A 22,805-nucleotide genomic window follows, 5' to 3' on the forward strand; every position below is an offset into this window, starting at 1 on the left:
TTCGTCGTGTGTGGAGTCAGTCGGTCTTGTCCGCGGCCGCCGTGTCCGCGTCCGTCGTGTCCGCAGTCGCCGTGCCCGCGGTCGCGGTCGCGGTCTCCGTGTTCGCTTCGTCGGCGTCGGCGAAGCGGTGCCCGCCGTCGACGTCCACCGGCCGTTCGGTCCCCGCTCGCTCCGCAGCGTCCCGCAGCCGCCGGATGAACGCGTGGTCCTCGGGCTCGAGTTCGTCGTCGGGCGCCGCGCTCACGGTCAGCTCGCTCGCGGGACCGATCAGCACCGTCGTCCGGGTCACCGAGCCGTCGTCGGCCACCGCGGGGATCGCAACGGTGTCGGTCCTGCCGTTGGCACCGAGGATCGCCGCGTAGTCCGCGACCGCATCGGCGATCGCGTCCCCCGTGAGGATCTGGCTGCCGTCGTAGTGGATGTACTTCACGTTGCCTCCTAGCCTCTCGACGGTAGGTGGGCGTGATGCGCGTGGGCCGAGCAAGCGCGTTCTGTGGCCAAACCGGACGGATCAGGCGCGCCGGCGTGCGGCAGCGACGAGCTGTGACGCCGCGGCCAGGACTCCGGGCACGATCGCGATCAGGCCTGCGGCCGTCGACCCCACGGAGATCAGGACGACGGCGCCCGCGAGCGCACCGACCGTCAGTACTTGCGCACCGATGACACCGATCACCACTGCTGCGGACTCCGCGCGGCTCACGCGCTCGATCGCGTCCGCCGCGACGGCTTCGGAACGGAGGTGGCAGTCGATCAGCTGCCGAGCTGACCCCCCAACCACGAGCTCGTAGTCGCGGAGCGCTCGCGGGGAGGCAATGGGGCCGCTGAACAGTTCGGCAGCAGCTACCGCGAAGACGTCGTTCTCTCCGTCTTCCCGGGAGCCCGACCGAGCGCCGCTCTCCGCTGCTCCGTCAAGATCGTCCGCATCGCTCGCAGCCTGGTGGTGTCGCCCGACAGCCCGACACTCGCTCCGTGCAGGAGCGCACTCATGATCTTCATCGGCATCGTGCAAGTCCCGTCCTCTCCATCGCAGTCACTCGATGCTCGCGCAGACGTTGCGACCGCCGCGAACATTCGGAAGGTACGGGCGGATCGACTGCCCACCCCGATGGTGGTGATCTGGAGGTGCCCCGATGCTCGTCGAACGCAGCGCCGCCCTCATCGCTGAGGCGGTGCCCCTCTGAGCGGGACAGATCAGTACTCGCCCTTGACGACGAAGTACGAGCCGCGGATCGTCCCCGCCAGCTTCGACTTCTGCCGCGCGAACTTGAACTTGTCCGCCAGCTCCTCCGGCACTTCCATGCCGTCCGAGAGCTTGAACCCGACCGCTCGCTTGCCGCCCGGCTCCAACGTGTAGAGGACGTTGACCGCGAGTCCGGACTCGTAGAAGACGTGGGTCCAGCGGATCCCGTCGACGAAGGCCTCGGTGGCTTCGAGCGGCTTCGAGGCGATGACCAGCCCCCGCTCGTCGTGCAGGACCTTCGTGACGTAGTCGACCAGGTCGGGTACGTCCTCGGCGGGGTGGGTGGTGAAGACGTGGTCGTACTTGTTCTTGAAGTACCTGGCCTCGTTCGCCCGGAGTCCGGCGAGGGCGTCGGCGACCGGCGAGGACTCCAACCCCACGGTGGACACGTGCTCGAAGTCGACGACGTACGACATGGGGCCTCCTCGGCGATGGACTCAGCGCAAATCTAGTCGGTTCGCAATTCGCGTTGCTGTCCGCACGCGCGGCGATGCGGACCGTGTGGCTGACGCTTGCGCTCACCGTGCCGATAGCGTCCGTGATGCAAGCTTCTTCGGTATGGCGTCGGATCGCCTCCAATCCGTTCCTTCGATGGGTGAACACGTTTCTCCTCGGTGCGCTCCTCATCCCCCTCACGATCGGTGCGGTCAACCAGCAGAATGCCAACGACGAAGCAAACCGAGCCCGCATGATCGAGACCTACGACGCGGTCATCACGACGTCGACGGCTTACATGGCCGTGCGGAGCTCACCAACATCAGATGGTCCACACCTCGAACAGGTCCAGGCGGACTTCGACGCCGCCTACTTCACTGCCCTGATGTATGCGAGCAGCAACTCGAGCGAGGAGAACGTCCGGGTCTTCGCCGCGCTGAACAAGCTCATGTCCGAAGTCCACGATGAACGCGATCTCGATCAGAAGCGGTTCTACACACGGCTCCTGAACCTCGTGATCGCGACCTGCTCGGTACACAACAGTCCGAGCAAATGCTCCGATCGGGCACTCTTGACCGAGTGACCAGCCCCATTGGACATGAGCGGCGCGGCCCGGACGACGCGGTCCGATGGCGCTTCTGCCCCTTGCACGTGCACCACGAATTGTGGAACGAAACTCCCCCACGCTTCGCCGTGCACGGCGTCAACTCCTGAGGACCTCGAGCAGTGCGGTCACGACCATGACGAGACCGAATACACCGAGCACAGCACCCAGCATGCGAATCCAAGCGGTTCCCCACCTCGCCTGCGGATTCCACGCGAGGCGAGCTTTCTCCGCTGCCAACGCCAGCTTGATGATCACCTGCGGGAAGACCACCACGAAAGCGCCCCACAGCAGCACCACGGCCCCGACGATCAGTTGGAATCCCGTCCCCATGCGAACGACGGTACTGGTCGTGACCGCAGCGGGGGCAACTCGCTCAGTTGTTGAAGCGGAACGTCCGTGTTACCACTGGCAGTTGACGGACGCACTAGCGATCCGCGCAACGCCGCGGTTCTGGGTCTCCGACGATGACGGCAGTGGTCGGTTGAGAACGGTCGTGCTGACGAACGGGCCGCCTCGACTCCGATGGGTCGGCACTGCCGACGTCATCGACAGCATGAGACTGGGGTGCTGAACGAGTGGATGACCGCCCGAGAGGCCGCCGACTATGCCCGCCGCCACTGGCGCACCATGACCGATGCCTGCCGATCCGGTGAGCTCGTCGCCTACCAGCGGAAGGTCAACGCACAGTGGCGCATCCGACGCGCAGACGTCGACACCTGGCTCGGCGTCAGACCGGTTGTGCGACGAGGCCCGCTGCGAGCTCTGTGACAGCCGCTCACAGCTCCGCGCGCATGATCTCGCCGGCCCGCTCCTCCACCCGGTCGATCGTCTTGCCGATCAAGTCGACGTAGGCGAGCGACTGGCCAATCACCGGGATCGTGTCGCCGCCCGCAGTGACCGCCTTGAGGATCTTGCCCGTGATCTCAGACGAAACACCCTCCACGAGCAACCGCAGGTCAGCAACAGCAGACCGCAGATCGGGATCAGACACCGTCAGGTTCGCCCGAGTCAGCGTCCGGGTCAACTTCTCCATCTGAGCCGCGTAGTCCTTGCCGGTGTCGAGCTCGAGGATCTCGCTCAGGAACTTCAACACCTCTTCCTTCGACTGCATCATTCCCATCGTCGGCGCCCACACGCTCCACGACCGGGAGAACGAGCGGGCCGCGGGAAGCATCTCGACTATGACCTCCCGGGCGTCCAGTCGGCGCCGTTCCCTCCGGTCGTCCTGAGCCACGGTGCGCTGGTGCCTCAGCGTGACCCACGCGGTCCCGGCGCTGGCGACGATCGTCAGGATGCCCGTCAGCAGCGCGACAGCGATGGTGTCGCTCATGCTGCAACGTCCGTCACGCGGGGCGTACGGCCGTCGTGCGTGGCCTTCACAGCCGCCCAGGTCCGCTCGTCGATGTCCTCGGGGAAGACGACGCCAAGCGCGTTCAGATGCTCCCGCCACGTCAGGATCCGCAGCGCGCTCTCGTCGCCATCCGCGGCGGCGCGCACCAAGAGCTCGGCGACCAGTTCGACGTCCGGCATCTCGAGCGGTCGCATCTGCTCCGCGAGCTCCCGATACTCCGCACGCTCCGCTACAGCACGGCGCCGCCTGCCGCGGTAGTCCTGCTCCTTCGCCCGCTTGACGGCTCTCTGTGGCGTGTTCCTGCGGTGAGCGCGGCCCATCAGGCGCCGTTCGCCACGAACAGCGCGATGACAGCGACGACGAGGGATGCGAGCCCCAACCCCACCGACGTGTAGCCGGTGATGAGCGAGTGACGCATGGCACGGCGCGCCGACGCGTCCGAGTCCGTCGCGGCCTTCCTCGTCTGCTGCAACGTCTCGAGTTGAAGCTCCGCGCTGCGATCGAGGCGCCCGACCGTCTCGTGCAGAGCCCGCGCAGCATCGCGGGTGTTGCGTGCCGTGTCCACCACGGGCTGCTGCCGCGCTTGACGAGCCAGCTGCTCGTAATCGGGTCGCCAGTCAGTCATGCCCCCAGGATGCACGAAAGCCCCGCAGACGGCCGTCTGGCACGCCTGCAGGGCTCCGTGACTGTCAGCGCTTCCGGCGGCCGGCTTGCAGCCTCGTCGCCATGCGCTGGTCCGCCTTTTGGATCCGCACGTCCGCGACGTCGACCATCTTCGCGATCAGGTGTCACCCGTCACCGGATTCTGCACGTAGATGTCGCCCAGGACTGGCTGAACACCCGTGGTCGACGCAAAGGCTGCGGCGCTCGACAGCTTCGACGACGGGACGTAACCCGCGAGTTCGTCGAGCGAGGACCGGTACACACCCGACGCACCTTCGACCCCCGCGGCCATTCCTGCTGGGATCCACCGGCCGACGTCGTTCGCGAACACCTTCGACGGCGAGTGAATCCCGAGCTCGCTCCGGATCGTCGCGACCATCGATCGAGCGATGCCGGACATCTGCTTCGCGATCGCACGCTGCTGCGACTGCAGGCCCTTCACGAGCCCTCGAGCAGCGTTCACGCCGGCGCCGTAGAGATCATCCGCCGCGGTGGTCGCGAACGACGACGACGCCTTGCTCAGCTACCCCTGCAGCGACGCCACCTGCTTGATCTGGCCTTTCCCGCCGACGAGGAAATCCTGCGACAGGGGCAGAGCGCTGACGCCCTTCGCGATGAGCTGCTGGTAGGACGCGGCGTCCAGGCCGGCCTTGCGCAGCTTGGACATCGTCGCGGTGAACAGCTTCGTCTTCGACACCAGGTCCGTGAGCTGATCGACGAGCCCGCCGCCCATGCTCGAGCTGGTGACGTCGAACTTCGTCAGGTTGCTCAGCACGGAGTCGCGGTACGGGCGCACGTCGAGGAGTGGATCAAGCTGATGCAGACCAAGCCCCGCGGGAAGCAGACCGCCGGAGAGCCGCAGCGCCACCCTCGGGCTGGCACCCGGCACGATCGCGACCCGGGTCCAGAACGTGCGCACGGTGTTCCGCGCGGCGATCGCGGATCGGAAGCTCACCCACGACCCCACCGTCGGCGTGCGCCTGCCGCGCCGGCGCCGCCGCGACGTCGCGATGCGGATCCCGACCCACGACGAGGTCCGCCGTTGGCTGGACGGAGCGGACCCGCACTGGCGCGCGCTTCTCGCCGTCTGCGCGTTCGCCGGCCTCCGCCTCGGAGAGGCTGCCGCGCTCCGTGTCGGGGACGTGCACTTCCTCCGGAACCCGCGCATCGAGGTCCGTCGACAGGTGCAGCGCGTCAAGGGCGGCGCCGTCGAGATCCGCGCACCGAAGCACGGCTCCGAAAGGGACGTACCCGCCGTGGACGCGGACGGCCTGCTGCGGGAGATCTCCGCGCACATCGCGCTCCGGGGCTTCCAGGGGCAACCGGACGCCTGGTTGTTCCCGTCAGAGAACGGGCAGCCCGCACACCAGAACACCGTCGGGTACGCCTGGAACACCGCGCTCACGAGGGCCGGCCTCAAGGGGATCGTCCTGCACGACCTCAGGCACTACTACGCGTCCGGGCTGATTGAGGCCGGGTGCTCCGTCGCAACCGTGCAGCACGCCCTTGGTCCCGCGTCCCCGTCCGTGACGTTGAACACGTACACGCACCTGTGGCCGTCCGCGGAGGACCAGACGCGCACCGATGCTCAGGGGCTCGTCGAGGCCGTTCTCGGCTCTGCTGACGAATCCCTGACGAACGAGAGCGCCCGATCCGCACGCTGATGCGGATCGGGCCCGGCTCTAGTTGTTGAAGCGGAACTCCACCACGTCGCCGTCCTGCATGACGTAGTCCTTGCCCTCGATCCGGGCCTTGCCGTGCGCACGGGCCTCGGCGATGGAGCCGGCAGCCATGAGGTCCTCGAACGAGATGACCTCGGCCTTGATGAAGCCCTTCTCGAAGTCGGTGTGGATCACGCCGGCAGCCTGGGGTGCCTTCCACCCCTTGCCGATCGTCCACGCGCGGGCTTCCTTCGGACCGGCCGTCAGGTAGGTCTGCAGCCCGAGGGTGTCGAAGCCGATGCGGGCCAGCTGGTCGAGGCCGGACTCGGTCTGCCCGGTGCTCTCGAGGAGCTCGGCGGCGTCGGCCGGGTCGAGCTCGATCAGCTCGGACTCCACCTGGGCGTCGAGAAACACGGCCTGGGCGGGCGCGACGAGCGCGGCCAGTTCGGCCTTGCGGGACTCGTCGGTGAGGATCGCCTCGTCGACGTTGAAGACGAAGATGAACGGCTTGGCCGACAGGAGCCCGAGTTCGGCGATGGGAGCGAGGTCGATCGAGGTGGCGGACAGGAGCGTGCCCTGCTCGAGCGCTGCCTTGGCCTCACGAGCGGTCTCGAGCACGATCGGCTCGGCCTGCTTCAGCTTCACGGTCTTCTCGTACCGCGGCAGCGCCTTCTCGATGGTCTCGAGGTCGGCGAGGATCAGCTCGGTGTTGATGACCTCGAGGTCGTCCTTCGGCGACACCTTGTTCGCGACGTGCACGACGTCGTCGTCGGTGAAGCCGCGGACGACCTGGGCGATGGCGTCGGCTTCGCGGATGTTGGCGAGGAACTTGTTGCCGAGCCCCTCGCCCTCGCTCGCGCCCTTGACGATGCCGGCGATGTCGACGAACGACACGGGTGCCGGCACGGTCTTCTCGGAGTTGAAGAGCGTCGCGAGCTGGTCCAGCCGCGGGTCAGGGAGGTTCACCACGCCGACGTTCGGCTCGATCGTCGCGAACGGGTAGTTCGCGGCGAGGACCTGGTTCTTGGTCAGGGCGTTGAACAGGGTCGACTTGCCGACGTTCGGGAGACCGACGATTCCGATGGTGAGTGCCACGGGAGGACAGCCTACCGGCGGCCGCCCGCCGGGGCCGACCCGCGCCTCCAGTCCGACAGTCCGACAGTCCGACGCAGCCGGCGGACGGCGGACGGCGGACGGCGGACGGCCGACCGTCGACGGCCGACGGCCGACGGCCGGCACGGCCGGCCCGGCCGCAACGCCGAGGGGCTCTGCGGCGATGTCGGCGCCGCGTGCGACGATCGGGACCGTGCCGTTGAACTTCACCGCGATCGACTTCGAGACCGCGAACAGCTCGCCCGCCAGCGCCTGCTCGGTCGGACTCGTCAAGGTCCGCGCGGGCAGGGTCGTCGAGCGGGCGTCGTGGTTCATCCGGCCGCCGCTCGGGCACGACGCCTTCCTCGAGTGGAACACCCGCATCCACGGCATCGTCGCGTCGGACGTCGTCGGGGCGAAGTCGTGGGAGCAGCAGTACCCGGACATCGTGGCGTTCGCCGACGGGGACGTCCTCGTGGCGCACAACGCCCGCTTCGACATGGGCGTGATCGCCGGTGGGTGCTCGGCGACGGGGATCGACCTCGCGGAACACCACTCGCTGTGCTCGCTGCAGGTCGCCCGCAAGACCTACACGCTCGACTCCTACCGACTGCCGATGGCGGCGCGGGCCGCCGGGTACGACGGTTTCCAGCACCACGACGCGGCCGCCGATGCCGAGGCGTGCGCGGCGATCGTCGTGCACGCGGCCGGGCACCACGGGACGGACACGGTCGAGGCGCTCGGCGCGGCCGTCCGGGTCGCCATCGCTCCGGTGCGGGCCCGTGCGGAGAAGCCGCGGACGGCTGCGCAGCCCCGGCTGTCGAACCGCCCGATGATCTTCGTCGACTGACGGCGCTCCGCGCGACCCGACAGCGCACCGCACGACCTGACGGCGCTCTGCACGACCCGGGGGCGCCGCCCGCCCACTACGCTCGGCGCATGGCTGCGACCACCACCATCGAGCGCGACGTGGTCATCGCCGCGCCGGCGTCCACGATCCTCCCCCACCTCGCCGACCTCCACCGTTGGGTCGAGTGGTCGCCGTGGGAGGGCCGCGACCCCGACCTGCACCGCGAGTACGGCGGCGAGCCGGGAGCGGTCGGCTCGACGTACGCGTGGAAGGGCAACCGGAAGGCCGGCAGCGGCGACATGGTCGTTCGTCGGGTCGAGCCCCACGACGTGGAGATCGGACTCCGGTTCACGGCGCCGTTCCGCTCGTCGAACACCACCGCGTTCCGGCTCCACGAGGTCCCGGACGGCACCCGTGTGGTCTGGACGATGACGAGCCCGGTGACGGTGACGTCGCGGATCGTCGGGCTGTTCATGAACATGGAGCAGTTCGTCGGCGGGGACTTCGAGAAGGGCCTCGCGCGGCTCAAGGCCCTCGTGGAGCGCTGACGGCGACGGACCCACGGCCGCGCTGGCCGGTCCGCCGCAGGCCCGGTGGTATTGTCACGACAATCCCTACTGCTGAAGGACCGCGATGACCAACGAAGGCCAGCTGCCGTCCGACCTGTTCATGGACCTGGACCGGTCGGGTCCGATGCCCCTGTACTTCCAGGTCGCCTCGCGCATCGAGGAGTCGATCCGCTCCGGCGCGATGCCCCCGGGTGCCCGCCTCGAGAACGAGATCGCCCTCGGTGAGCGGCTCGGGCTGTCCCGGCCGACGATCCGCCGGGCGATCCAGGACCTCGTCGACAAGGGCCTGCTCGTGCGCCGGCGCGGGATCGGCACCCAGGTCGTGCACGGCCCGGTGACCCGTAAGGTCGAGCTGACCAGCCTCTACGACGACCTCGCACAGGGGTCGCAGGCGCCGGCGACGAAGCTCCTCGAACGCAACGACGTGCCCGCCCCGGACGCCGTCGCCGAGGCGCTCGGCATCGCACCGGGCACCACGGTCGCCCACATCCGTCGCGTGCGCTTCGCCGAGGACGTCCCGATGGCGATCCTCGAGAACTACCTGCCGCCGGAGTTCCTCGAGATCACCGACGACGACCTGCAGACCCATGGCCTGTACCAGCTCTTGCGCGGCCGCGGCGTGACCATGCGGGTCGCGAAGCAGCGCATCGGCGCCCGTGCGGTCACCGACGAGGAGGCCGGCCTGCTCGAGATCGAGGACGGCGACCCGGTACTCACGATGAGCCGCACCGCGTACGACGCCTCGGGCCGCGCGGTCGAGTACGGCGTGCACTGCTACCGCCCCGACCGTTACTCGTTCGAGGTCACGCTCGTCGACAAGTAGGCGGCCCGCTCAGGCGAACGAGGGGACCCCGAGTTCGCCGGTCACGTACTGCGCCCGGCCGAAGCCGAAGGACCAGTCCTCCGGTCCGTTCTCGACGTACCCGATGAAGACGTCCTCGGACGCGACACCGACCCCGGCAAGGCTGTAGTGGATCGCGCGGTAGAGCTCCTGCTTCGCGGCCTGGTCGCGCCCGCGCTGCGTGAAGACCTGGATCATCACGACCCCGTCGGTGCGCTCGAACCCGAGTCCGGCGTCCTCGGCGATGATCTGCTGCGCCGGGTGCTCCGTGACGATCTGGAACCGGTCGCGTGCGGGGATGCCGTATACGTCGACGATGGCGGTGTGGATCGCGTCGGCGACGGCACGCACGGCCTCGGGCGTGCGGCCGGTGGCGAGGTCGATACGGACGAGCGGCATAGTGCCTCCTGCAGGTCGATACTTTGTCCTAACAAACTAACATGGATCGCGACCGCGGGACAGAGCAGACGGGAGGCACGGTGCCAGCTGGCACCGCGCCTCCCGTCCGTCGGGTCGTGCGTCTAGAGCACGGGGGTCGCCGCCGCGTAGGTGAGCGGTCCGTCGACGCGCGCCACCTCGTGCCACGCCCCGTCCGCGAGCGACGCCTCCGCCGCTTCCACGATCGACGCAGCCGCCAGGCCGTCGGCGACCGACGGCGCGAGCTGCTCCCCGCGCCGGACGCTCGCGATGAACTGCGCGGCCTCGACGGTCTTCAGGTCGTCGTACCCCATGGCGGTGCCGGCGCCCGGCTGGAAACGGGCGAACTCGCCGTCCCCCGCGGCCACGTAGTGGGTGGCGTAGCCGTCGACCTCTTGCCCGTCGAGGTAGACCTCGAGCTCGTTGAGGCGCTGGAAGTCCCACCGCACCGAGCCCTTCGTGCCGTACACCTCGAGCGTGTACTCGGCGTGCGGCCCCCGCATGACGCGGCTGGAGTCCATCGTGCCGACAGCGCCGTCCTCGAAACGGAAGAGCAGGGCCGCGTAGTCCTCGTTCTCGACGGGCTTCCGCTCCCCCGTCGCGGCAGCGCTGCGGTCGACGATGCCAGCGCCGGGGAGCGGTCGGTCGACGATGAAGGTCTCCGCGAGCGCCGTCACGGACGCGATCCGGCCGACGACGTACTGCGCCAGGTCGAGCCCGTGCGAGAGCAGGTCGCCGAGGACGCCCGAGCCGGCACGCTCGCGCTCGAAGCGCCAGGTCAGCGGCGCCGCGGGGTCGGACGAGTAGTCGGCGAGGAGCGACCCGCGGACGTTCGTGATCCGGCCGAGGCGCCCGCTGCGGACGAGTTCGCGCGCCCGTTCGATCGCCGGGGCGTGCCGGTAGTTGAAGCCGACGCTCGTGATGACACCGGCGCGCTGCACGGCCTCGTGGATCTGTCGGGAGTCGCTGGCGTACCGGCCCATCGGCTTCTCGATCCAGAACGGCTTGCCCGCCTCGGCAGCGGCGACCGCCATCTCGCGGTGCAGGAAGTTCGGCGAGCAGATCGAGACGACGTCGACCTCGGGGTCGGCGAGGACCTCGTGGTAGTCGGCGACGGCCCGCTCGTAGCCCAGGCGGGTCACCGCTTGGTCGCGCGCGGCCTCGATCGGGTCGGCGGCGACGACGAGCCGGGGGTGGACGCCGAGCTCCGGGAAGTGGTCGGGCAGGGCGCGGTAGGCACGGGAGTGCAACCGGCCCATCCAGCCGACCGAGATGAGACCGACACCGATGGTGGCGACGTCGGCGGACGCGGCTGCGCTCATGCTGCCGGCACGATGATGTCGCGGACCAGGGCGTCGAGCTTCGCGTCGGCGTCGAGGAACTGGCGCAGCGTGGTCACCGTGGCGCCGAAGCGGTCGAACTCGTCGATCGTCATGCCGTCGACGTCGTAGCCCCGGGCGAACTCCGGCGTGGCCGCACGCAGCGCGTCGATGACGTGCGCGGGGACCTCGTCGTGGATGGCGTCCGGACGGAACGGGAACGCGTTGTCGTTGATGTCCTTCGACCACTGGAACGGTGGTGACACGACGAGGTCACCACCCTGGAACTCCGACCACTGCATCGCGTTCCGGAAGGCGGCGACGAGCACGCGCGACCGGAAGCCGCGCTCCTGGAACACCCGGTACGCGTGCTTCACGGCAGCGACACCGGCCCACTCGAGGATGCCGGGGTCGACCATCACGTGGTCGCGCTTGACGACGGTCTTGAGCCAGTCGTCGAAGCGGCCGGCCATCAGCGTGACGACGTGGCCGAACTCCTGCTCGGGCAGACCCTCGGCGGCACGGCGGTCGAGGGCGCGCTCGATGGCCTCGCCCACGGCGACGACCTGCGGCACGGTGAACGACACGGTGGCGTTGATCGAGACACCGCGGTACGCGGCCTCCTCGATGGCGGCGATGCCGACCTTCGTGGCGGGGATCTTCACGATGATGTTCGGCGCGAGCTGCGAGAACCGCACGGCCTGTTCGACGAGGGCGTCCCGGTCGCGGTGGAGACGCGGGTCGGTCTGCATGCTCAGCCGGCCGTTGCGGCCACCCGACGCCTCGAAGGCGGGCAACAGCTGCGCGGCAGCGGCGATCGAGAGCTCCTCGACGGCCTTCCAGCCGATCCAGGACTCCCCCGCGGTCGGGTGCTCGGCGGCGATCTCGCGGATGCGCGGGACCCAGGTGTCGGGGTCCTGCTGGATGCAGGTGTACGCGATCACCGGGTTGCAGGTCGCCCCGACGGCACCGTACTCGTGGATCGCGGTGGACAGCTCGCGCGGATCGGCGGAGTCGTTCCACAGGGCGGTCACGGTCTGCGACGCGGCCTGCAGGGTGACGGGTCGGACGTCGGTGCCGGTGGGCGTCGGGGTCTCGAGGGCGGTCGTCATCGGTTCAGTCCCTTCGTGATCGTGTCGAGCTGGAAGCGGGAGACCTCGTCGGCGTTCTCGTCCTCGGCGAAGACGCTCGACACCGCGACGGTGTCCTCGCGCGACGTGAAGCCGACTCGGTCGAGGGCGGCCCAGAAGGCGTCGAAGTCGACGTCCGCCTGCCCGACGGGGAGGTGCTGGTGCACGCGCACGGGGTTGCCCGGCGGGTTCGTGATGTAGCGGAGGCCGTGCGACCGTCGGTGGTCGTAGGCGTCGGCGACGTGGATGAGTTGCAGCGAGTCGCCCGCGGCGTCGATGATCTCGTCCATGTTGCCGCCGTAGTGGAAGGTGTGGCAGGCGACGTAGACGAACCCGACGTGCTTCGAGTTGAGGCCGCGGATGACCCGGAGGGCCTCGAGGCCGTCCTCGACGAAGTCGTCCGGGTGCGGATCGATGAGCACGCGGAGTCCGGCGTCCTCGATGATCGGCAGGAGCTCCTCCATCGAGCGGTAGAAGGCGTCCTCGGACTCCTCGGGGCGCTCGGGGCGGCCGGAGAACTCGGTGTTGATCGTGTCGACGCCGAGGCGTTTCGTGATCTCGATGACCCGCTTCCACTTCGTCACCGCGGCCTCGCGGGCGTCACGGTCGGGCCCGGACCACCGGAGGACCGGCAGGACCGACGCGACCCGCACCCCGGCCTTCCGGCACGCTGCAGCGAACGCGTCGACGAGGTCGTCGTCGGCCTTCGGGTGCCGGTAGAAGGGGATGAAGTCCTGGTGCGGGGTGAGCTGCAGGTACTCGTAGCCGAGGTCCGCGACCTTCTGCGGGAACTCCAGCAGCGACAGGTCGTGGTGGAACGGCGTCGGGTCGAGTGCGATCTTCGGCATCGATCAGGCCGTCTCGTAGAACGCCGGCTTCGCGGTGGCGTAAGCGACCTGCTCCAGCGCACCGGTCTGCTGCGCACGCACGGCCACCTCGGCGACGACGGACGCCGTGTAGCCGTCCCAGGCGCTCGGCCCGTCGATGCCGCCGGTCTTGGCCGCGTCGACCCAGCGCTGGACCTCCTCGTCGTAGGCGGCGCCGAAGCGCTCCACGAACGACGGGGTGACGCCCTGGCCGGACACGCCCTGCGACACGAGGTTCAGCGAGGTCTCGCGGCCGATGTAGGCGACACCCGACTCGAACACCGCGTCGGTCGTGACCTGGTAGCCGAACTGGGCGTTGACGTTGATCTCGACGATCGCCATCGTGCCCGACTCGGTGGTGAACAGGACGAACTGCGGCTCGGGCAGGTCGGCCGGCGCGAGGGAGTTCTTGCGCGGCTTCTTCACCTCGACGGCGACGATCGGCTCCCCCGTGATGAACGGGATGATGTCGATCTCGTGGATCACCGAGTCGTGGATGAGCATCGACTCGCTGAAGTTCGGCGGGGTCGTCGGGTTGCGGTGCGCGTGGTGCAGCGCGAGCAGGGCACCGTTCGAGCCGGACTCCCGCAGCGCACGGAGCTCCTGGTAGCCCTTGTCGAACCGGCGCATGAAGCCGACCTGGATCTTCGGGCGGGCAGACTTCGCCTGCTCGAGCTCGACGATCCGCAGGGAGTCCGCGGCCGACGTGGTGAGCGGCTTCTCGCAGAGGACGGCGAGGCCGCGCTCGATCGCGGGCACGAGGACGGGTTCGTGCAGGAAGCCCGGGGTCGCGACGATGACGGCGTCGATCGGGGTGGCGTCGAGTGCGTCCTCGAACGACGACGCGGTGATCGCACCCGGGGCCTTCGCCGCGGCGGCGGTGGCCCGGGCGGTGTCGGGGTCGACGATCGCGACGACGTCGGCGCCGGCGATCGTCGACGTGATGCGACGCACGTGGTCGCTGCCCATCGCGCCCGCCCCGACGACGGCGACGCGGAGGTTCTCGGTGGTGCTCATGCTGGGTTCTCCTGGGGTGTCAGAGGGCGCGGGCGGCGGCGGTCGAGCCGAAGATGTGCTGGAACGTGCGCTCGGCGATCGGGCCGGGAGCGTCGACGGAGCAGCCGTACATGTCCTGCTCGACGATGCCGAAGATGTCCGGGTTGATCGTCGCGACGGCCTCGATGATGGGCGCGAGCTCCGGCGTGCCGTGCGGCGGCTCGGTCATGATCCCCTGCGCCACCGCGGTGGCGAACGGGACGTCGTTCTTCAGGACGTCGGGGAGCAGGTCGGCGTCGACCTGCTTGAGGTGCAGGTAGCCGACGCGCTCGGGGTGCTCGGCGATGAGCTTCAGGTTGTCGCCGCCGTAGTACGCGAAGTGACCGGTGTCGAGGCAGAGGTTCGTGTACGCCGGGTCCGTCTCGGACAGGAAGCGCACGGTCTCCGTGTAGGTGCCGACGTGACTGTCCGCGTGCGTGTGGAACTGCTGGTGCACGCCGAACTCCTCGAACAGCGCCTTGCCGAGCTGGTCGTGGCCCTTGCCGAGGCGCTCCCACTGCTCGTCCGTCAGCGTGCGCGACTCGAGCACCTCTTCCGTGGCGTCCGAGCGCCAGAGGTCCGGGATGGTCACGAGGTGCTCGGCGCCGAGCGCGGCGGCGAGACCGGCGACCTTGACGGCCTGGTCCCAGGCGCGCTGGAACTGGTCGTCGCCCTTGTGGAACCCGGTGAAGACGGTGCCGGCTGACAGCTGGAGCCCGCGGGACTCCAGTTCGTCGCGCAGCTGCGAGGGGTCGGTGGGCAGGTACCCGTACGGCCCGAGCTCGATCCACTTGTAGCCGGCCGCGGTCGCCTCGTCGAGGAAGCGCTGCCACGGGACCTGCTTCGGGTCGTCGGGGAACCAGACGCCCCACGAGTCGGGGGCGGTGCCGATCCGGATGGCGTCGGTGGCGGTGGCGGTGTCGGTCATGACGTCGTCGTCTGCTTTCTGCGTGTGGTGGGAGGTGTTCAGCCGAGCAGGGGACGCTGCGCGGCGACCTGCTGCTCGTACGCGGCGCGGGCCTGCTGGGTGCTCGGCAGCGTGGAGGTCTGGGCGACCGGGACGTCCCACCAGCCGTCGCCCTCGGGGGCGTAGACGAGCGGGTCCGAGTGGACGTGCACGAGCGTGGTGTGGTCGTTCGCCTTCGCCTGACGCACCGCGGACTTGAGGTCCTCGATCGCGTTCGGCCCGGGCTGCACCTCGATGACGTCGACGCCGTACGAGCGGGCGTTGGCGGCGAGGTCGACGGGGAGCACGTCGTCGCCCTCGAACGAGCCGGTCTCGTCGAGGTAGCGGTACTTCGTGCCGTACCGCTCGGACCCGACCGTCTCGGACAGGTGCCCGATGGACGCGTACCCGTTGTTCTGGATGAGGACGACCACGATCTTGATGCCCTCGGCCACGGCCGTGACGAGCTCGGTGTGCAGCATGAGGTAGCTGCCGTCGCCGACCATGACGATCGCGTCGCGGTCCGGCGCGGCACGACGGACGCCGATGCCCCCGGCGATCTCGTAGCCCATGCACGAGAACGCGTACTCGACGTGGTACCCGAGCGCGTCCCGCACCCGCCATAGCTTGTGCAGGTCGCCCGGCAGCGATCCGGCCGCCTGGATGACGACGTCGCGCGGATCGGTGGCGGACTGCACCGCGCCGATGATCTCGGACTGACCGGGCACGGCCAGGCCGGACGGTGCGAAGGACTGGTCGACCACGGCGTCCCACTCCTGCTTCCGCTGCGCGATCTCGGCCGCGTACCCGGCGTCCACCGAGAACGCGGCGAGCTGCTCGGCGAGCGCGACGAGCGTCTCGCGCGCATCCGCGACGATCGGCAACTGCGACCCGTGCTTGTAGGCGTCGAACGCGGCGACGTTGACGTTGACGAACGTGACGTCCGGGTCCTGGAACGCCGTCCGGGAGGCCGTCGTGAAGTCGCTGTACCGCGTGCCGATCCCGATGACGACGTCGGCCTGCGCGGCGATCGCGTTCGCCGCGGCGGTACCGGTCGCGCCGATGCCGCCGAGGTACTGCGGGTGGTCCCAGACGAGCGATCCACCGCCGGCCTGCGAGGTGCCGACCGGGATGCCGGTCGACTCGACGAAGGCGGCGAGTTCCTGCTCCGCACCGGAGTACAGGACGCCACCGCCGGCGACGATGACGGGACGCTTCGCCGACCGGATGGCCTCGACCGCACGCGCCAGCGGCCCGTGCTCGGGCAGCGGCCGGCGGATGTGCCACTCACGCGGCTGCAGGAAGGCGACGGGGACGTCGAGCTGCTCGGCCTGGACGTCCTCGGGCAGGGCGATGGTCACGGCGCCGGTCTCGGCCGGGTCGGTGAGCACCCGCATCGCCGCGAGCGCGATCGAGAACAGCTGCTCCGGACGTTCGACGCGGTCGAAGTACCGGGACAGCGGACGGAACGCGTCGGTGACCTGCAGCGAGGTGTCGTGCGGCAGCTCGATCTGCTGGAGCACCGGGTCGGTGGTGCGCGTGGCGAAGGTGTCCGACGGCAGCAGCAGTGCGGGCAGCCGGTTGGTCGTCGCGAGCGCCGCGGCGGTGAGCATGTTCGCGGCACCCGGGCCGACCGACGCCGTCGCGGCGAAGGTGGCACGGCGGCGGTGCATGCGGGCGAAGCCGACGGCCTCGTGCACCATCGCCTGTTCGTTGCGGGCCTGGTGGTACGGCAGCAGGCCGGGCTGCTCGACGTGGAGCTGCTTGATGGCCTGGCCGACGCCGGCGACGTTGCCGTGCCCGAAGATGCCGAAGATCCCCGGGATGGTGCGTTCGCGGACGTCACCGTCGACGGTCCACTGGTTGGCCAGGAACTCGACGAGTGCCTGGCCGACGGTCATCCTCCGCGTGTTGGTGGTCACGCGAGCTTCCTTTCGTAGGGCAGGCGCGGGTCGATCGACTCGGATTCCCACACCTGGCGGACCCAGCCGTGCGCCGGGTCGTCGGTGATGTTCCAGACGCGTTCCGGGTCGGGCCCGGCCATCACGTTGAGGTAGTACATGTCGTAGCCCGGCGCCGCGACGGCGGGACCGTGCCAGCCGTACGGCACGAGGGCGATGTCGCCGGTGCGCACCTGCCGGAACTCGTCGATCGCGCGGTCGTCGGACGCGTAGGTCCGGTGCAGTGCGAACGGGTCGGCGGTGGTCGGTGCGGAGACCCCGCGCGCGACCGCGGACTCGTAGTAGTAGATCTCCTCGAGGTTCGACTCCTCGCCAGGCACGGACGTGTCGTGCTTGTGCGGCGGGTACGACGACCAGTTGCCGGCCGGCGTGATCACCTCGCACACGATGAACTTGTCCGCGTCGAGCGCCGCCGGGGTGCCGAAGTTGTGCACCTGCCGGCTGGACTGCCCGGCACCGCGGAGCTCCACCGGCACGTCCTGCCGGGCCACGTACGTCGTCGGTTTGACGGTGTCGGTGGGTGCCTCGGCGACCGCGAGCCGACCGGTGCCGGTGATCCGCGCCTCCGTCCCCGAACCGAGGTACAGGACGTCGGTCGGTCCGTCGAACACGCTCGAACGTCCGTCGAGGGCCTGGTCGCCGTTCACGGCGGCGCCCGCGTACGTGACGTGGAACGATCCGGCGAGCGGCACGACGATGCGCTCCACGGCGTCGGCCTGGAGGCGCAGCTCGTCCCCGTCGGTCAGCGCGCCGGTCCGCAGACCGGTGTGCGTCCACCCCGCGACACGGCCGTCGATCACGTCCGTCCAGCCCGCCTCGGGGCGGGAGCCGGCGGGGTTGAACCAGTTGTCGGTCGTCACGAGCGCTCAGCCGTTCGACGGGAAGCCGAGGTTGATGCCGCCGTGCGACGGGTCGAGCCAGCGGCTCGTGATCGCCTTCTGGCGGGTGAAGAAGCTCACGCCGTCGGCGCCGTACGCCTTGTGGTCGCCGAACAGCGAGTTCTTCCAGCCACCGAACGAGTAGTACGCGACCGGGACGGGGATCGGCACGTTGATGCCGATCATGCCGACCTGCACGTCGCGCTGGAAACGACGGGCAGCGCCGCCGTCGTTGGTGAAGATGGCGGTGCCGTTGCCGTACGCCCCGCTGTTGATGAGCTCGAGGCCCTCCTCGTAGGAGGCGACGCGGACGACGCTGAGCACCGGGCCGAAGATCTCCTCGGTGTAGACGCGGCTCGTTGTCGGGACCTGGTCGATGAGCGTCGGGCCCAGCCAGAAGCCGTTCTCGTCGCCGTCGGGTCGGACGGTGCGGCCGTCCACCACAACCACCGCACCGTCCTGCTCTGCGACCTCGATGTACGAGGCGACCTTGTCACGGTGCTGCTTCGTGACGAGCGGGCCCATGTCGCACCCGCGACGACCGTCGCCGATGCGCAGGGTCGCCGCGCGCTCCGTGATCTTCTCGATGAGCTCGTCGGCCACCGGCTCGACGGCGACGACGACCGAGATCGCCATGCAGCGCTCACCGGCGGAGCCGAAGCCCGCGTTGATGGCGTTGTCCGCGACGAGGTCGAGGTCCGCGTCCGGCAGGACGAGCATGTGGTTCTTCGCGCCGCCGAGGGCCTGCACGCGCTTGCCGTGCTTCGTGCCCGTCTCGTAGACGTACTGCGCGATGGGGGTCGACCCGACGAAGGAGATCGACTCGACGTCGGGGCTCGTGAGGAGTCCGTCGACGCTCAGCTTGTCGCCGTTCAGGACGGTGAAGACACCGTCGGGCAGTCCGGCCTCCTTGAACTTCTCGGCGAGCCAGATCGCGGCGCTCGGGTCCTTCTCGCTCGGCTTCAGCACGACCGTGTTGCCGGCGGCGATCGCGATCGGCAGGAACCACAGCGGCACCATGGCGGGGAAGTTGAACGGGCTGATGATGCCGACGACACCGAGCGGCTGACGGATCGAGTACACGTCGATGCCGGTCGACACCTGGTCGCTGAACTCACCCTTGAGCAGGCTCGGGATGTTCGTCGCCAGCTCGACGACCTCCTGCCCGCGGGCGATCTCGCCGAGGGCGTCGTCGATGACCTTGCCGTGCTCGCTCGTGATGATCTCGGCGAGCTCCGCCTTGTCGCGGTTGAGGACCTCGCGGAAGGAGAACAGGATCTGCTGGCGCTTTGACAGCGACAGGTTGCTCCACGCCGGGAACGCCGCCTTCGCACTCGCGATCGCCGCCTGGATCTCCTCCTCGTTCGCGAGGGCGACCTGCTTCGTCGCGACCCCGAGCGCCGGGTCGTACACCGGGGCCGTGTTGCCGGAGGTCGACGCGACGCGTGCCCCGTCGATCCAGTGCCCGATGGTCGTGGTGGCGGTCTCGGTGGTGGTCATGCGTTGCTTCCTTCCGGGATGGACGAGTCCATGGTGGTGGCGCCCGCGAGCCGAGCGGCTGGGTCGTGGGATTCTGTGGAGAACCCGGCCCGGGCCTCCTGGGTGTGGACGGACCCCCCGGACGCGCCTTCAGGCGCCTCTTGGGTGTGGACGAGCCCGGCGGCCACGTCCACGGCCGCGGCGACGTCGCCGTCCGGCGGGTAGAGCAGCGTGCGGCCGACGACCAGGCCGCGCACCCCGGGGAGTGCCAGCGCGTCGGCCCACTTGGCGTAGGTCTCGAGCGGACGGGTCGACGGGTCCCCGCCGAGCAGCAGGGTCGGCAGCGTCGTCGCGGCCATCACCCGCTCCATGTCGTCCACGACCGGGATCTTGAGCCAGCTGTACGCGCTCGACTCCCCCAGTCCCGCGGCGATCGCCATCGAGGTGATCACAGCGTCGGCGGTCAGGTCGTTGACGACCCGGCCGTCCTGCCACGCGGACATGAACGGCTCGAGCATGATCGGCAGCCGGAGCGCAGCCGCCTCGCTGACCGCCCGGGCCGTGGCCTCGAGGGTCGGGGCGGTCCCCGAGTCCTCCAGGGCGATGCGCACCAGGAGCTTGGCGAAGTCCAGCCCGGAGTCCTTGATGGCCTGCGCCGAGTACGCCGTGTATCGGTCGTCCATCTCGAACGTCGCGCCCCGGAGGCCCCCGCGGTTCATCGAGCCGACCACGACCTTGTCGTCGAGGGCGCCCAGGAGCGCGAGGTCCTCGAGGATGTCCGGCGTGCCGAGCACCCCGTCCACGCCGGGGCGTCCAAGCGCCGTGACGAGCCGCTCGAGCAGGTCGTACCGGTCGGCCATGGCGGACTCGTCGTTCCGGACGGCCAGGGCTCCGCGTGCCGGGTGGTCGGCGGCCACGATGAAGAGCTTGCCGTCGTCGGCAAGCAGGGAGCGCTTGCGTCGGGCGTCGAGCGCGGCCCGCACGAGCTCCGGCTGCCCGGCGCGGACGTCCCGCAGCCGCGCGAAGTCGGCGGTGCTGATCTCAGGCATTGACGGCCTCCTCCGTGGGGTTGTCCTGCAGGAACTGCTCGATCTCGTCGCTCGTCGGCATCGCGGTGGAGCACTCGAACCGGGTCGCGACGATCGCGCCGGCGGCGTTGCAGAACGCGAGGGTCCGCTCGAGCCCCCAGCCCTGCAGCAGTCCGTGGGTGAGTGCCCCGCCGAAGCCGTCGCCCGATCCGAGGCCGTTGACGACGTCGATGTGGTGCGGGCGGAACTCGACGAACTCGTCCCGGGTCTTGGCGAGGACGCCCTTCGGCCCCTGCTTGACGATGGCGATCTCGACCCCGCGCTCGAGCAGGGCGTCGGCGGCGCGGACGGGGTCGGTCTCACCGACGGCCACCTCGCACTCCTCGCGGTTGCCCACGGCGACGGTCGCGTGTTCGAGGGCGACGGCGACCTCGCGCGTCGCGGCCTCGGGCGACGACCAGAACATGGACCGGTAGTCGAGGTCGAGCACGGTGTGCCGGGCGGTCGGGGACGCGGCGGCACTGCGCGCTTCGTACGCCACGTGGTGGGCCTGGCGGCTCGGCTCCTCGCTGAGGCCGGTGACCGTCGTCCAGAAGATCTTCGCCCGCTCGATCTCGTGCAGCGGCAGGGACTTCGCCGTGATCATGAGGTCCGGGGCCTTGGGTGCCCGGTAGAAGTACAGCGGGAAGTCGTCCGGCGGGAAGATCTCGCAGAACGCGACGGGGGTGTTCAGCCCCTCGACCGTCTCGACGAAGGCGTTCGCGACACCGAACTCCGGCAGGGTCCTGGCGATGTAGCGGCCGAACGGGTCGTTGCCCGTGCGCGTGATGACCGCCGCGTCGGCTCCGTGCCGGGCTGCTGCGATCGCGACGTTCGTGGCGCTGCCGCCGACGGACTTCGAGAACGTCGAGACGTCTTCGAGCGGCCCCGTCTGCTGCGGGTAGATGTCGACGCTCACACGTCCCATCGTGATCACGTCGTACGCGTGGGGAGCTGGGTTCGTCATGCGACGCGGGGGACCTTCCGTGCGGCTTCATCGGCGGACGATCACGACTGTACACCTTGTTTGCCCTAATGTCATGACATGGATTCGGGCGGCCCAGGAGGCGCGGTGTCGGTGGGTCCTGCCAAGGTCGCGACATGCAGATCCTCGCCCTGGTCATCGGTCTCGTGATCGGCGTCGCCGTCGGTGCGGTCGTCGCCTGGTCGCTCGCGCGGTCCCGCGCCGGCGTGGACGCCGCCACGTCCCGCGCCAGCGCCGAGGCGCTCCGGTCGCGCCTCGACGAGGTCCGTCGCGACGCCGACGAACGGCTCGACGCGCAGGACGCGCAGTACCGGCGGCAGGTCGACTCGCTGGAACGCCGGGCCGCCGAACTCGAGCACCTCGTCCAGCGCATGCACGGCGCCGACGCCGCCCGGACCCAGGGCGAGTCGAAGGTGCTCTCCGCGCTCAGCCCGGTCGCCCAGACGCTCGACGTCATGCGCGCCAAGATCGCCGAGCTCGAACAGTCCCGCAGCGAGCAGTACGGGGCTCTCTCGGCACAGCTGCGCTCCGCTGCCGAGTCCGAGGAACGGCTGCGCGCCACCGCCGACACGCTGGCCAGCGCCCTGTCGTCGAACAGCACGCGCGGCGTCTGGGGCGAGACCCAGCTGCGCAACGTGGTCGAGGCCGCGGGGCTCCTCGAGCGCGTCGACTTCGACGTGCAGTCCTCCGTCACCACGACCGCCGGCACCGCGCGCCCCGACATGGTCGTGCACCTGCCGGGTGGCAAGACCATCGCCGTCGACGCCAAGGTCCCGTTCAGCGCCTACCTGCAGGCCGCCGAGATCCCGGCGACCGCGACCGGCGCCGAGGAGGCCCGGCGCGATGCGCTCATCGGGCAGCACGTCAAGGCACTGCGGGCGCACGTCGACGCCCTCGCCGCGCGGGAGTACTGGACCGGCTACGACGCATCGCCGGAGCTCACCGTGGCGTTCATCCCGTCGGAGTCGCTCATCTCGAGCGCCCTCGCCGCCGACCCCGGGCTGCTCGACCACGCGTTCCGCAAGCGCATCGCACTCGCGTCGCCGGTGACGCTGTGGTCGGTGCTGAAGACCGTGGCGTTCTCGTGGCAGCAGGACGTCGTCTCGCAAGAGGCGCACGAGCTCTTCCGCGTCTCCCGAGAGCTGTACGGCCGCCTGGCCACCATGGCCGGACACGTCGACAAGCTCGGGCGGTCGATCCGGGGCTCCGTGGTCGACTACAACCGGTTCGTGGGGTCGCTCGAACGCCAGGTCCTGCCAAGTGCCCGGCGGCTGTCGCTCCTCGACGAGTCGAAGGTCATCGCGGACCCGGCGACGATCACCGACGAGCCGCGGCTGCTCACCGCGCCGGAGCTCGTCGGCGCCCTCGACGACGACTGAGCGCGCGCGCCGGCGCGCCGCCCCGCGCCGCGCC

The 22,805-nt window shown here is 69.8% G+C and carries 28 protein-coding genes; 7 read left to right on the forward strand and 21 right to left on the reverse strand.

Features of this window, described 5'->3' with window-relative positions:
- Positions 1-16: 16 nt before the first annotated feature.
- The 3 genes from ACEN8D_RS07030 to ACEN8D_RS07040 form a co-directional block, all read right to left on the reverse strand.
- Positions 17-430, reverse strand: coding sequence for a hypothetical protein (locus tag ACEN8D_RS07030; RefSeq protein WP_413399177.1), 414 nt, complete (start codon positions 428-430; stop codon positions 17-19).
- A gap of 81 nt (positions 431-511) precedes the next feature.
- Positions 512-778 carry a hypothetical protein gene (locus ACEN8D_RS07035; RefSeq protein WP_413399178.1) on the reverse strand — a complete coding sequence of 89 codons (267 nt, stop codon included), beginning with the start codon at positions 776-778 and terminating at the stop codon, positions 512-514.
- 413 nt (positions 779-1,191) lie between these two features.
- Positions 1,192-1,656 carry a DUF8821 family protein gene (locus tag ACEN8D_RS07040; RefSeq protein ID WP_413399179.1) on the reverse strand — a complete coding sequence of 155 codons (465 nt, stop codon included), beginning with the start codon at positions 1,654-1,656 and terminating at the stop codon, positions 1,192-1,194.
- A 53-nt stretch (positions 1,657-1,709) separates the two neighbouring features.
- On the opposite strand from ACEN8D_RS07040, the gene ACEN8D_RS07045 reads away from it, so the two are divergent.
- Complete coding sequence (locus ACEN8D_RS07045) at positions 1,710-2,258, forward strand: hypothetical protein (protein ID WP_495601212.1); 549 nt, start codon at positions 1,710-1,712, stop codon at positions 2,256-2,258.
- Positions 2,259-2,378: 120 nt separating this feature from the next.
- Here the strand turns inward: ACEN8D_RS07045 and ACEN8D_RS07050 are convergent, their stop codons facing one another.
- A complete protein-coding gene (locus tag ACEN8D_RS07050; protein WP_413399180.1) occupies positions 2,379-2,612 on the reverse strand; it encodes a hypothetical protein in 234 nt (77 codons plus the stop codon).
- A 249-nt stretch (positions 2,613-2,861) separates the two neighbouring features.
- Here ACEN8D_RS07050 and ACEN8D_RS07055 point away from each other — a divergent pair, with 249 nt between their 5' ends.
- Positions 2,862-3,050 carry a helix-turn-helix domain-containing protein gene (locus ACEN8D_RS07055; RefSeq protein ID WP_413399187.1) on the forward strand — a complete coding sequence of 63 codons (189 nt, stop codon included), beginning with the start codon at positions 2,862-2,864 and terminating at the stop codon, positions 3,048-3,050.
- A gap of 7 nt (positions 3,051-3,057) precedes the next feature.
- Here ACEN8D_RS07055 and ACEN8D_RS07060 read toward each other — a convergent pair whose 3' ends face one another.
- The 5 genes from ACEN8D_RS07060 to ACEN8D_RS07080 form a co-directional block, all read right to left on the reverse strand.
- Positions 3,058-3,612 carry a hypothetical protein gene (locus ACEN8D_RS07060; protein ID WP_413399181.1) on the reverse strand — a complete coding sequence of 185 codons (555 nt, stop codon included), beginning with the start codon at positions 3,610-3,612 and terminating at the stop codon, positions 3,058-3,060.
- Positions 3,609-3,953, reverse strand: a complete 345-nt coding sequence (locus ACEN8D_RS07065; RefSeq protein WP_413399182.1) for a hypothetical protein — start codon at positions 3,951-3,953, stop codon at positions 3,609-3,611. The genes ACEN8D_RS07060 and ACEN8D_RS07065 overlap by 4 nt, the downstream gene beginning before the upstream one ends.
- On the reverse strand, positions 3,953-4,258 hold the full coding sequence (locus ACEN8D_RS07070) for a hypothetical protein (RefSeq protein WP_413399183.1): 306 nt from the start codon (positions 4,256-4,258) through the stop codon (positions 3,953-3,955). The genes ACEN8D_RS07065 and ACEN8D_RS07070 overlap by 1 nt, the downstream gene beginning before the upstream one ends.
- Before the next feature lie 156 nt (positions 4,259-4,414).
- Positions 4,415-4,759: a hypothetical protein gene (locus ACEN8D_RS07075; protein ID WP_413399184.1), complete on the reverse strand. Its 345-nt coding sequence runs from the start codon at positions 4,757-4,759 to the stop codon at positions 4,415-4,417.
- Positions 4,760-4,819: 60 nt separating this feature from the next.
- Positions 4,820-5,215, reverse strand: a complete 396-nt coding sequence (locus tag ACEN8D_RS07080) for a hypothetical protein (protein WP_495601213.1) — start codon at positions 5,213-5,215, stop codon at positions 4,820-4,822.
- On the opposite strand from ACEN8D_RS07080, the gene ACEN8D_RS07085 reads away from it, so the two are divergent.
- Entirely contained in the window at positions 5,208-5,960 is a 753-nt protein-coding gene (locus ACEN8D_RS07085) for a tyrosine-type recombinase/integrase (protein WP_413399186.1), read from the forward strand. The two genes, ACEN8D_RS07080 and ACEN8D_RS07085, sit on opposite strands and share 8 nt — an antisense overlap.
- Positions 5,961-5,978: 18 nt before the next feature.
- On the opposite strand, the gene ychF is transcribed toward ACEN8D_RS07085, so the two are convergent.
- Positions 5,979-7,052 carry a redox-regulated ATPase YchF gene (gene ychF / locus ACEN8D_RS07090; RefSeq protein ID WP_070416738.1) on the reverse strand — a complete coding sequence of 358 codons (1,074 nt, stop codon included), beginning with the start codon at positions 7,050-7,052 and terminating at the stop codon, positions 5,979-5,981.
- Positions 7,053-7,263: 211 nt separating this feature from the next.
- Here ychF and ACEN8D_RS07095 point away from each other — a divergent pair, with 211 nt between their 5' ends.
- The 3 genes from ACEN8D_RS07095 (at position 7,264) to ACEN8D_RS07105 (ending at position 9,291) form a co-directional block, all read left to right on the forward strand.
- The gene (locus tag ACEN8D_RS07095; RefSeq protein WP_413400005.1) at positions 7,264-7,899 is read left to right on the forward strand and encodes an exonuclease domain-containing protein; all 636 of its coding nucleotides are present in this window, start codon (positions 7,264-7,266) and stop codon (positions 7,897-7,899) included.
- A gap of 89 nt (positions 7,900-7,988) precedes the next feature.
- Positions 7,989-8,447 carry an SRPBCC family protein gene (locus ACEN8D_RS07100; protein WP_309889339.1) on the forward strand — a complete coding sequence of 153 codons (459 nt, stop codon included), beginning with the start codon at positions 7,989-7,991 and terminating at the stop codon, positions 8,445-8,447.
- Positions 8,448-8,532: 85 nt separating this feature from the next.
- Positions 8,533-9,291 carry a GntR family transcriptional regulator gene (locus ACEN8D_RS07105; protein ID WP_070416740.1) on the forward strand — a complete coding sequence of 253 codons (759 nt, stop codon included), beginning with the start codon at positions 8,533-8,535 and terminating at the stop codon, positions 9,289-9,291.
- 9 nt (positions 9,292-9,300) lie between these two features.
- Here the strand turns inward: ACEN8D_RS07105 and ACEN8D_RS07110 are convergent, their stop codons facing one another.
- From ACEN8D_RS07110 to iolC, 11 genes are all read right to left on the reverse strand, one after another.
- Positions 9,301-9,708 carry a tautomerase family protein gene (locus ACEN8D_RS07110; RefSeq protein ID WP_413400007.1) on the reverse strand — a complete coding sequence of 136 codons (408 nt, stop codon included), beginning with the start codon at positions 9,706-9,708 and terminating at the stop codon, positions 9,301-9,303.
- Between the two features lie 122 nt (positions 9,709-9,830).
- A complete protein-coding gene (locus ACEN8D_RS07115; protein WP_309778877.1) occupies positions 9,831-11,048 on the reverse strand; it encodes a Gfo/Idh/MocA family protein in 1,218 nt (405 codons plus the stop codon).
- Positions 11,045-12,157: a transaldolase family protein gene (locus ACEN8D_RS07120; protein WP_413398612.1), complete on the reverse strand. Its 1,113-nt coding sequence runs from the start codon at positions 12,155-12,157 to the stop codon at positions 11,045-11,047. Before ACEN8D_RS07120 ends, ACEN8D_RS07115 begins: the two co-directional genes overlap by 4 nt.
- Positions 12,154-13,023, reverse strand: a complete 870-nt coding sequence (locus tag ACEN8D_RS07125; protein WP_413398613.1) for a sugar phosphate isomerase/epimerase family protein — start codon at positions 13,021-13,023, stop codon at positions 12,154-12,156. The genes ACEN8D_RS07120 and ACEN8D_RS07125 overlap by 4 nt, the downstream gene beginning before the upstream one ends.
- A gap of 3 nt (positions 13,024-13,026) precedes the next feature.
- Positions 13,027-14,058 carry a Gfo/Idh/MocA family protein gene (locus ACEN8D_RS07130; RefSeq protein ID WP_413398614.1) on the reverse strand — a complete coding sequence of 344 codons (1,032 nt, stop codon included), beginning with the start codon at positions 14,056-14,058 and terminating at the stop codon, positions 13,027-13,029.
- Between the two features lie 19 nt (positions 14,059-14,077).
- On the reverse strand, positions 14,078-15,004 hold the full coding sequence (locus ACEN8D_RS07135) for a sugar phosphate isomerase/epimerase family protein (protein ID WP_413398615.1): 927 nt from the start codon (positions 15,002-15,004) through the stop codon (positions 14,078-14,080).
- A 38-nt stretch (positions 15,005-15,042) separates the two neighbouring features.
- Positions 15,043-16,923 (reverse strand): 3D-(3,5/4)-trihydroxycyclohexane-1,2-dione acylhydrolase (decyclizing), encoded by a 1,881-nt coding sequence (iolD, locus tag ACEN8D_RS07140; RefSeq protein ID WP_413398619.1) that lies wholly within the window; start codon positions 16,921-16,923, stop codon positions 15,043-15,045.
- A 17-nt stretch (positions 16,924-16,940) separates the two neighbouring features.
- Positions 16,941-17,843 carry a 5-deoxy-glucuronate isomerase gene (gene iolB, locus ACEN8D_RS07145; protein ID WP_413398616.1) on the reverse strand — a complete coding sequence of 301 codons (903 nt, stop codon included), beginning with the start codon at positions 17,841-17,843 and terminating at the stop codon, positions 16,941-16,943.
- Between the two features lie 6 nt (positions 17,844-17,849).
- Positions 17,850-19,361: a CoA-acylating methylmalonate-semialdehyde dehydrogenase gene (locus ACEN8D_RS07150; protein ID WP_413398617.1), complete on the reverse strand. Its 1,512-nt coding sequence runs from the start codon at positions 19,359-19,361 to the stop codon at positions 17,850-17,852.
- Positions 19,358-20,389, reverse strand: a complete 1,032-nt coding sequence (locus tag ACEN8D_RS07155) for a class I fructose-bisphosphate aldolase (protein ID WP_092384272.1) — start codon at positions 20,387-20,389, stop codon at positions 19,358-19,360. The genes ACEN8D_RS07150 and ACEN8D_RS07155 overlap by 4 nt, the downstream gene beginning before the upstream one ends.
- Entirely contained in the window at positions 20,382-21,374 is a 993-nt protein-coding gene (gene iolC / locus ACEN8D_RS07160) for a 5-dehydro-2-deoxygluconokinase (RefSeq protein ID WP_495601214.1), read from the reverse strand. Before iolC ends, ACEN8D_RS07155 begins: the two co-directional genes overlap by 8 nt.
- Before the next feature lie 134 nt (positions 21,375-21,508).
- Between iolC and ACEN8D_RS07165 the strand changes: the two genes are divergently transcribed.
- Positions 21,509-22,771, forward strand: a complete 1,263-nt coding sequence (locus ACEN8D_RS07165; protein ID WP_413398618.1) for a DNA recombination protein RmuC — start codon at positions 21,509-21,511, stop codon at positions 22,769-22,771.
- Positions 22,772-22,805 lie beyond the last annotated feature (34 nt).

It is taken from the genome of Curtobacterium sp. Curtsp22 (genome assembly GCF_059492135.1).

Bases quoted from the DNA above. Each gene is read 5' to 3' on its own strand.
- ACEN8D_RS07040 (WP_413399179.1), bottom strand. From the start codon at position 1,656: ATGTCGTACGTCGTCGACTTCGAGCACGTGTCCACCGTGGGGTTGGAG.
- ACEN8D_RS07050 (WP_413399180.1), bottom strand. From the start codon at position 2,612: ATGGGGACGGGATTCCAACTGATCGTCGGGGCCGTGGTGCTGCTGTGG.
- ACEN8D_RS07055 (WP_413399187.1), top strand. From the start codon at position 2,862: ATGACCGCCCGAGAGGCCGCCGACTATGCCCGCCGCCACTGGCGCACC.
- ACEN8D_RS07060 (WP_413399181.1), bottom strand. From the start codon at position 3,612: ATGAGCGACACCATCGCTGTCGCGCTGCTGACGGGCATCCTGACGATC.
- ACEN8D_RS07065 (WP_413399182.1), bottom strand. From the start codon at position 3,953: ATGGGCCGCGCTCACCGCAGGAACACGCCACAGAGAGCCGTCAAGCGG.
- ACEN8D_RS07070 (WP_413399183.1), bottom strand. From the start codon at position 4,258: ATGACTGACTGGCGACCCGATTACGAGCAGCTGGCTCGTCAAGCGCGG.
- ACEN8D_RS07100 (WP_309889339.1), top strand. From the start codon at position 7,989: ATGGCTGCGACCACCACCATCGAGCGCGACGTGGTCATCGCCGCGCCG.
- ACEN8D_RS07105 (WP_070416740.1), top strand. From the start codon at position 8,533: ATGACCAACGAAGGCCAGCTGCCGTCCGACCTGTTCATGGACCTGGAC.
- ACEN8D_RS07110 (WP_413400007.1), bottom strand. From the start codon at position 9,708: ATGCCGCTCGTCCGTATCGACCTCGCCACCGGCCGCACGCCCGAGGCC.
- ACEN8D_RS07115 (WP_309778877.1), bottom strand. From the start codon at position 11,048: ATGAGCGCAGCCGCGTCCGCCGACGTCGCCACCATCGGTGTCGGTCTC.
- ACEN8D_RS07120 (WP_413398612.1), bottom strand. From the start codon at position 12,157: ATGACGACCGCCCTCGAGACCCCGACGCCCACCGGCACCGACGTCCGA.
- ACEN8D_RS07125 (WP_413398613.1), bottom strand. From the start codon at position 13,023: ATGCCGAAGATCGCACTCGACCCGACGCCGTTCCACCACGACCTGTCG.
- ACEN8D_RS07130 (WP_413398614.1), bottom strand. From the start codon at position 14,058: ATGAGCACCACCGAGAACCTCCGCGTCGCCGTCGTCGGGGCGGGCGCG.
- ACEN8D_RS07135 (WP_413398615.1), bottom strand. From the start codon at position 15,004: ATGACCGACACCGCCACCGCCACCGACGCCATCCGGATCGGCACCGCC.
- iolD (WP_413398619.1), bottom strand. From the start codon at position 16,923: ATGACCGTCGGCCAGGCACTCGTCGAGTTCCTGGCCAACCAGTGGACC.
- ACEN8D_RS07150 (WP_413398617.1), bottom strand. From the start codon at position 19,361: ATGACCACCACCGAGACCGCCACCACGACCATCGGGCACTGGATCGAC.
- ACEN8D_RS07155 (WP_092384272.1), bottom strand. From the start codon at position 20,389: ATGCCTGAGATCAGCACCGCCGACTTCGCGCGGCTGCGGGACGTCCGC.
- iolC (WP_495601214.1), bottom strand. From the start codon at position 21,374: ATGACGAACCCAGCTCCCCACGCGTACGACGTGATCACGATGGGACGT.
- ACEN8D_RS07165 (WP_413398618.1), top strand. From the start codon at position 21,509: ATGCAGATCCTCGCCCTGGTCATCGGTCTCGTGATCGGCGTCGCCGTC.